General features: G+C 68.8%; 9 protein-coding genes. 2 read left to right on the top strand and 7 right to left on the bottom strand.

The window, feature by feature from the left end; translation table 11 throughout:
• Positions 1 to 1,291, top strand: a 1,291-nt coding sequence (locus WA805_RS15970) for a Rieske 2Fe-2S domain-containing protein (protein ID WP_425242728.1), incomplete at its 5' end; no start/stop codon positions are given.
• Positions 1,292 to 1,339: 48 nt separating this feature from the next.
• Positions 1,340 to 2,443, top strand: a complete 1,104-nt coding sequence (locus WA805_RS15975) for a magnesium transporter CorA family protein (RefSeq protein WP_422340804.1) — start codon at positions 1,340 to 1,342, stop codon at positions 2,441 to 2,443.
• On the opposite strand, the gene WA805_RS15980 is transcribed toward WA805_RS15975, so the two are convergent.
• The 7 genes from WA805_RS15980 to WA805_RS16010 all read right to left on the bottom strand — a co-directional run.
• Positions 2,440 to 3,030, bottom strand: coding sequence for a DinB family protein (locus WA805_RS15980; protein ID WP_422277474.1), 591 nt, complete (start codon positions 3,028 to 3,030; stop codon positions 2,440 to 2,442). The genes WA805_RS15975 and WA805_RS15980 overlap by 4 nt on opposite strands.
• Positions 3,031 to 3,083: 53 nt before the next feature.
• Entirely contained in the window at positions 3,084 to 3,728 is a 645-nt protein-coding gene (locus WA805_RS15985) for a cadmium resistance transporter (RefSeq protein ID WP_425242729.1), read from the bottom strand.
• Positions 3,725 to 4,651 (bottom strand): cation diffusion facilitator family transporter, encoded by a 927-nt coding sequence (locus tag WA805_RS15990; protein WP_425242730.1) that lies wholly within the window; start codon positions 4,649 to 4,651, stop codon positions 3,725 to 3,727. The genes WA805_RS15985 and WA805_RS15990 overlap by 4 nt, the downstream gene beginning before the upstream one ends.
• Before the next feature lie 62 nt (positions 4,652 to 4,713).
• The gene (locus WA805_RS15995; RefSeq protein ID WP_422277468.1) at positions 4,714 to 5,049 is read right to left on the bottom strand and encodes an RNA polymerase-binding protein RbpA; all 336 of its coding nucleotides are present in this window, start codon (positions 5,047 to 5,049) and stop codon (positions 4,714 to 4,716) included.
• A gap of 87 nt (positions 5,050 to 5,136) precedes the next feature.
• Positions 5,137 to 5,367, bottom strand: coding sequence for a preprotein translocase subunit SecG (gene secG / locus WA805_RS16000; RefSeq protein ID WP_422277466.1), 231 nt, complete (start codon positions 5,365 to 5,367; stop codon positions 5,137 to 5,139).
• 72 nt (positions 5,368 to 5,439) lie between these two features.
• Positions 5,440 to 6,234: a triose-phosphate isomerase gene (gene tpiA, locus WA805_RS16005; RefSeq protein WP_425242731.1), complete on the bottom strand. Its 795-nt coding sequence runs from the start codon at positions 6,232 to 6,234 to the stop codon at positions 5,440 to 5,442.
• 1 nt (position 6,235) lies between these two features.
• Positions 6,236 to 7,319, bottom strand: a 1,084-nt coding sequence (locus WA805_RS16010) for a phosphoglycerate kinase (RefSeq protein ID WP_425242732.1), incomplete at its 5' end; no start/stop codon positions are given.

Consider the following 7,319-nt stretch of genomic DNA (forward strand, 5'->3'; position numbering starts at 1 on the left):
GATCCTGACCCGCGTCGGCCCGGGCACGCAGATGGGGAATCTGCTGCGCCGGTACTGGATTCCGGCGTGCCTGTCGGCGGAAATTGCCGAGCCGGACGGCCCCCCGGCCCGGGTGCGACTGCTCGGCGAGGACCTGGTCGCGTTCCGGGACACCGACGGGCGGGTCGGACTGATCGAGGAGCAGTGCCCGCACCGCGGCGCGTCGCTGTTCTACGGCCGCAACGAGGAGTGCGGGCTGCGCTGCACGTACCACGGCTGGAAGTTCGACGTCACCGGGCAGTGCGTGGACCAGCGCTCCGAGCTGCACCCGTTCTCCCAGCGGATTCGCATTACGTCGTATCCGGTCCGCGAGTCGGGCGGGATCGTGTGGACATATATGGGGCCGACGGATTCGATGTCGCCGTTCCGCGACTTCGGCACCGAGTCGCTGCCGGCGTCGCTGGTCAGCGCGAACAAGGAGATCATCTACTGCAATTGGGTGCAGTCCATGGACGGCGACCTGGACACCGCGCACATCTCCAACCTGCACCAGTTCGACGCGATCGACGACGTGCCCGACGACGGGACGGACAAGCCCGGGTATCCGTCGGGGTACATGTCGATGAAATTCTGGCGGCACGATCCGCGCGCGGAGATCGAGGTGGACGACACCTGGCACGGGTTCCGCTACGCGGGGATCAGGACGACGCCCAACGGGCACCGGCACGCGCGGATCACCGCCTGGATCTTCCCGGCGATCTCGATCATCTCGCAGATCCCGTTCTCGACGCGGCAGATCTTCGTCGTGCCGGCGGACGACGTCACCACCCACCGGTACAACTACTCCGTCCAGCCGGTGGCGAACCCGCACGGGCTCGGCGGGCCGCCGTTCTTCACCTACGAGAAGTACCCGTTCGAGATGATGCCGCCCGGCGGCGTCGTGGACCGCAAGTACACCAGGGAAAACGACTACCTGATCGACCGGATCGCGCAGAAGGGCACCTCCTACAGCGGGATCGCCGACTTCAGGTCGCAGGACGCGATGGCCACCGAGACCGCGGGCCCGGTCTACGACAGGACCCGCGAGCACCTGGGGTCCACCGACATCGCGCTGATCAGGATGCACCGGCTGCTGCTGCGGGCCGCCAAGGGGCTGGCGCGCGGTGAGGAGCCGCCGGTGCTGGCCGGCGCCGGCGATTTCCGCGCCATCCGCGGCGCGGAGAAGATTCTCGCCGACGGCGAGGACTGGCGCGTGCTCGGCACCGACGAGGACCCGATCGTGCGGGAGGCACTCTCGCTCCGCGAGGGGTAGCGGCGGTGAGATCCTTGAGATCCGGCATGTCGGAATCGAGAGGACCTCATGGTTACACAGCAGTCCGGTGCGCTCGGCGGCCAGCTCGGCAGCCGGACCCCGCTTGACAGCACCTTTCACGGCAGCGACCCGGACACCGTCGCCGCGACCGCGATCTGCTCGGTCACGCCGACCAAGTGCCAGGCCCGGACGCGGCTGTACCGGGACGGGACGCTCGTGGCCGAGGGATTCCCGGTCAGCGAGATCAGCGACCACCTGACCGATGAGCGGACGACCATCTGGCTGGACCTGCGCGATCCCGATCCAGACGACCTCGCGGTGCTGGCCGACGAGTTCGGCCTGCACCCTGTCGCCGTAGAGGACGCGCTGTACGACTGGGAGCGACCGAAGATCGACCGGTACCGCACCCACTTGTTCCTGACCGCCTACGGCGCGCGGCTCGACGCCGACACCGGCGAGCTGGCCACCAGCGAGCTCTCCGCGTTCGTGCTCCGGCAGGCGCTGATCACCGTGCGCAAGGACGACGGGATCGACATCGGTAAGGTCGTCGACCGGTGGGACGCCAGCCCCGACCTGTCCGCGCTCGGTGTCGGGTACCTGCTGTACGGGCTGCTCGACTACATCGTGGACGGCCACTTCGAGGCGGTCCAGTCACTGGACGACGCGGTCGAGGAACTCGAGGACGACCTGTTCGCCGACACGCCGCCGGCGAAGCCGGTGCAGCGGCGCAGTTTCGAGCTGCGCAAGTCGCTGGTCCTGCTGCGCCGGGTCGTGCTCCCGATGCGCGAGGTCGTGAACACGCTGATGCGCCGCGACCTGCACATCGTGAGCGACGACCTGATGCCCTACTACCAGGACGTGTACGACCACGTGCTGCGCGCCGCCGAGTGGACGGACTCGCTGCGGGACCTGGTGACCACGATCCTGGAGACGAACCTGACCATCCAGGGCAACCGAATGAACATCATCACCAAGAAGGTCACCGGCTGGGCGGCGATCATCGCGGTGCCGACGTTCATCACGGGTTTCTACGGGATGAACGTGCCCTACCCCGGGTTCAGCGCCCACACCGGCTGGATCACGGCCCTGTCCGTCATGGTGGTCGCCGCGCTGGTCCTCTACGGCGTCTTCCGCCGCAGGGACTGGATCTAGCCCGCGGCGAACTGGAACTGGCCGGAGACCGGCCGCCAGCCGGGCGGCGGGTCCTCGCCCGTCCGGCCGTCGATGGCCTCGCGGAGCAGGTCGGCGTGGCCGGTGTGCCTGGCGTACTCCTCGAGCAGGTCGAACAGCAGCCGGCGCAGGCTGGCGTGCGCGCCGTCGGGCCAGCTGAGGTGGACAGGCTGGCCGAGGTCACCGTTGGCGGCGAGGAACGCGGCGAGCCGTTCGCGGGACCGCCCGACGGCGTCGTCCCACAGCGCGTACAGCGTCTCGGGGCTGTCGTCGGCGGCGGTCCTGAACTCCCAGTCCGGGTCGGCCCGGAAGTCCACGTCGTCCCACGGCGGACCGTACGGGTCGCCGGTCAGCCTCTTGTTGAAGCCGGATGCCTCCACCCAGGCCAGGTGCTTGAGCAGGCTGGCGAGGGTCAGGTCGGACGCGCCGATCCGCTTGTTGAGCTGGGCCTCGTCGAGGTCGTCGGTCTTCCACCGGAATGTCGCGCGCTGCCGCTCGAGAGCACCGAGCAGTTGCTCGGCCTCAGTGCCGGCGATGGGCGGCTCCCACGGAGTGTCACTGTTGCTCATGACGTCACCGTACCGAGGATCCCGGACGTTACACGTCCGGGACGGAAGCCCGGTCAGCCGAATGCACCGCCTTGAATGAGGATGAACAGGCCGAGGGTAATCAGCACCAGCGGGTGCAGGATGTGTCCCCAGCGCCCGATCACCGTGGCGACGGCGGGGCGAGTGGCAAAGAACCGGCCCGCGGCGCACCAGACGCCGACCAGGATCAGGAAGACCGCGACGTAGACGGCGATCCCGGCGGTCCCGGTTCTGGCGAAGACCGGCACGTACGCGCCGATGTTGTCACTGCCGTTAGCGAAGGTGACTGAGGCGACCTGCAGGGCCGTCACATCGCTGCGCTCGTCCCGCCGCTCCTCGCCCCGGTCGCCGTTGCTGTGGTCTTTCCATGCCTGCCAGGCGGCTCGAAGGCCCAGGCCCAGCGGCAGCAAGCCCAGGTAGGCGATGGCGGACACGGGCAGGAAGGTAGCGCCGTAGGCGGCGGCCACGGCGATGACCAGGAGCGCGGTGAAGCCGAGGTACTGCCCGGCGACGATCCGCCTGCCTGCCCCGTGCTGCCCCGCCCCGTGCTGCCCCGCCCCGTGGTACCCCGCACCGTGCTGTCCGGCACTGCGGCCGAAGAAGAGCGACAGGATCACGATGTCGTCGACGTTGGTGACCGCGAACAATCCGGCCGCCTCCGCCACGATGCTGGCGTTCACACGGGGACTGCTCGCGTGGTCCAGGTGAAGGCGCCCGCTTCAGGCAGCTGGCGGGAGATCTCATCGGCGACCAGGCGGCCGAGGTCGTCGGCGGCGCGAGCGGTTGTATCGGGGTCGATCCAGCCCTCGATTTCGACGCGCAGTGTCCGGCCGGTCCAGCGGGCGCGGGCATGAGCGTGGACGACTCCGGGCACCGAGCCCGCGGCAGCTTCAGCCGCGACGATGACGCCTGGGTCTATGCCGTCCGCGAGGCGGTGCATGACGTCGGCGGTGACCTCGTAGCCGACGTGGCAGATGAACAGCGTCACGGCGAGACCGGCCACCGGGTCGCCCCAGGACTGACCGCAGGCGACCGCGACCAGCCCGGCCAGCGCCCCGGCCGAGGACAGCGCGTCCAGCCGGGAATGCCGGGCATCCGCGATGAGCGTGGCGGAGTTGATGCGCCTGCCGACCGTCATCTTGTACCTGGCCACTGCCTGGTTGCCGATGATGCCCAGAATCGCGCCCGCGATTCCCGCGCCGACAAAGGATGTGTGGCCGTGGTCGATCAGCTTGCGGACGCTCTCAAACCCGGCGAAGGCCGCACTTGCCCAGATGACCAGGGCAATGCCCACTCCGGCGAGGTCCTCGGCGCGTTCGAGTCCGTAGGGGTACTTCTCGGTAGGCGGGCGCCGTGACAGGCGGAACCCGAGAAACACCACGGCGCTGGTCGAGACATCGGACAGGTTGTGGATCGCATCGCCGAGCAGCCCGACTGAGCCTGTCAGGACGGCAAGCAGCAGCTCGACCAGCCCGGTGATGGCCAGACCGGCCGCGCTGATGGCGATGGCACGGTTAGCCTGCCGTCGCTCGTCCGCGTCATCTCGGGTATTCGCGAGCGGAAAGGCCAGCGCCGGATCACGCTGCCCGCGAGTCTTGTGCACCGTGTCAGGATAGTTGGCCGGTAGTCACCGGCTCTGCGCGGGAAGAGCGGCGGCCGGCGAAGTTAGACGCTGCTGCGGAGGCGCTTCAGGGCCTCGGCAAGAATGGCTTCGCCGTCGGCGTCGGTGCGGCGCTCCTTCACGTAGGCCAGGTGCGTCTTGTACGGCTCGACGCGCGGCGGGGCCGGCGGGTTGGCCTCGTCCTGGCCAGCAGGGAAGCCGCACCGAGGGCACTCCCACTGCTCGGGGATGGCAGCGTCGGTCGCGAAGCTCGGCCGGGTCTCGTGTGCGTTTGAGCACCAGAACGACACCCACACCCGAGGCGCGGCCTCACCGCGCTCGGCCTCGCCCATCGGGCCGGCGCCTACCCTGCTTCCGCGTATCGCGTTGCCACTGCTCACAGATCACCCCTTGTCACGGGATTCATCGAACCACGTCGAATGTCATCTACCAGATACTCCGGACCCGGCCGGAGATACACGCGGGACTCAGTGGCTGAGGAGCCAGCCTAGGACAACAATGACGATGAACCACAGCACACCGAAGAAAATGGTGATCCGGTCCAGGTTCCGCTCGACCACCGACGACGAGCCGAGCGTCGAGGACACACCGCCGCCGAACAGGTCGGACAAGCCGCCGCCCTTGCCCTTGTGCAGGAGAACCAGCAAGATCATCACGAGGCTCACGAGGATCAGGATGATCGAAAGTGCGATCTCCACGGCGGTCTATCTCCTTGCCAAAATGACTGTCACGACTTGTTGTCAGCGCCTGTGCGTCTCACCGGCCGCCGCTCACTGGCGCGGGGTCAGCTCGCGGTACCGGCAGATCGAAGCGAACTGGGCGGCATCCAGGCTGGCGCCGCCGACGAGGGCTCCGTCTACGTCCTGTTGCCCCATAATAGGCGCGATGTTGTCGTCCTTCACTGATCCGCCATACAGGATACGCACTCCGGCGGCCGTTTCGGGCCCATGGGTGGCCGAAACCCACTCCCTGATCGCGGCGGACATCTCCTGCGCGTCACCGGGCGAGGCGACCTCACCAGTGCCGATGGCCCAGATCGGCTCGTAGGCGATCACCATCGCGCCGACCGCCTCGGCCGGCACTTTCGCCAGGGACCCGCCCAGCTGCGCCATCACGTGCGGCACCTGCTCGCCGGCGTGTCGCACCTCCTGCGGCTCCCCCACGCACAGGAGCGGCGTGACAGAAACCGCGAGTGCGGCGCGTACCTTGGCGTTGACCAGCGCGTCGTCCTCGTGGTGGTACTGGCGGCGTTCGGAGTGCCCGCACAGCACGTAGGAGCAGCCGAGCTTGGCGAGCATCGGCCCGGATACGTCCCCGGTGTAGGCACCGCGATCGAACGGGGACAGGTCCTGCGCGCCGAAACGGATCTTCATCTTGTCGCCGTCGACCAGCGTCTGCACGGAACGCAGCGCGGTAAACGGCGGCAGCACCACGACCTCGACGTGCTGGTAGTCGTTCGGCCGCAGCGTGAACGCCAGCTTCTGGACGAGCGCGATCGCCTCGAGGTGGTTGCAGTTCATCTTCCAGTTGCCGACGATGAGCGGCAACTTGCTGTTATCAGCCACGTTAGTCCGTTTCCAGGGCCGTCAGCCCGGGGAGGGTTTTGCCCTCAAGGTACTCCAGCGACGCTCCGCCGCCGGTCGAGATGTGCCCGAACGCCGAGTCAGCCAGCCCGAACGACCGCACCGCCGCCGCCGAGTCGCCGCCGCCGATCACGGTGAGCCCGTCGACCTTGGTCAGCTCCTCGGCGATGGCGCGGGTGCCCGCCGCGAACGCCGGGAACTCGAAGACCCCCAGCGGCCCGTTCCAGAACACGGTCCTCGCGTCGATCAGCTTGGCCGCGAACAGCGCCCGCGTGTCCGGTCCGATGTCCACGCCCTCCCGGTCCGCCGGGATCGCGTCGGCGGGCACGACGACCGAGTCCGCGTCGGGGGCGAAGTGCGTCGCCACCACAAGATCGGTCGGCAGCACGATCTCGACCCCGCGGCGCTCCGCCTCCGCCATCACGGACCGGACCGTCTCGATCTGGTCGGCCTCAAGCAGCGAGTTCCCGACCTCGTACCCGAGCGCGGCGAGGAACGTGTAACTCATCCCCCCGCCGATCAGCAGTCGGTCGGCCACGCCGAGCAGGTTCCCGATCACGCCGAGCTTGTCCGACGGCTTGGAGCCGCCGAGGATCACGACGTACGGCCGGGCCGGCTTCTCGGTCAGCCGCTTCAGCACGGCCACCTCGGCGAGGATGAGGTCGCCCGCCGCGTGCGGCAGCAGCGCGGGCAGGTCGTAGACCGACGCCTGCTTGCGGTGCACCACGCCGAACCCGTCGCCCACGTACACATCGCCCAGTTCGGCGAGCCGGGCAGCGAGACGGGCCCGTTCGGAATCATCCTTCGAAGTCTCCGCGGGCTCGAACCTGACGTTCTCGAGCAGCGCCACGCCACCGTCCGTCAGCGCGCCCACGGTCGCGGCCGCCGACGGGCCGGCGAGATCGGCGGCGAACTCGACCTGCTTGCCCAGCAGCTCCGTGAGCCGGACCCCGACCACGTGCAGCGACGGGCCGCCCGCGGCGCGCTCGGCGGCCCTGGCGAGGATCTCCTTGCACGACTCGATGTGGTCGGCCTCGAGCAGCGAGGTGCCCACCTCGTGGCCGAGA

This window comes from Trebonia sp. (assembly GCF_049794275.1).
Lineage (GTDB): Bacteria > Actinomycetota > Actinomycetes > Streptosporangiales > Streptosporangiaceae > Trebonia.

What these genes read in the sequence shown, in the direction of transcription:
- WA805_RS15975 (WP_422340804.1), top strand. Translation starts at nt 1,340, where the DNA reads ATGGTTACACAGCAGTCCGGTGCGCTCGGCGGCCAGCTCGGCAGCCGG.
- WA805_RS15980 (WP_422277474.1), bottom strand. Translation starts at nt 3,030, where the DNA reads ATGAGCAACAGTGACACTCCGTGGGAGCCGCCCATCGCCGGCACTGAG.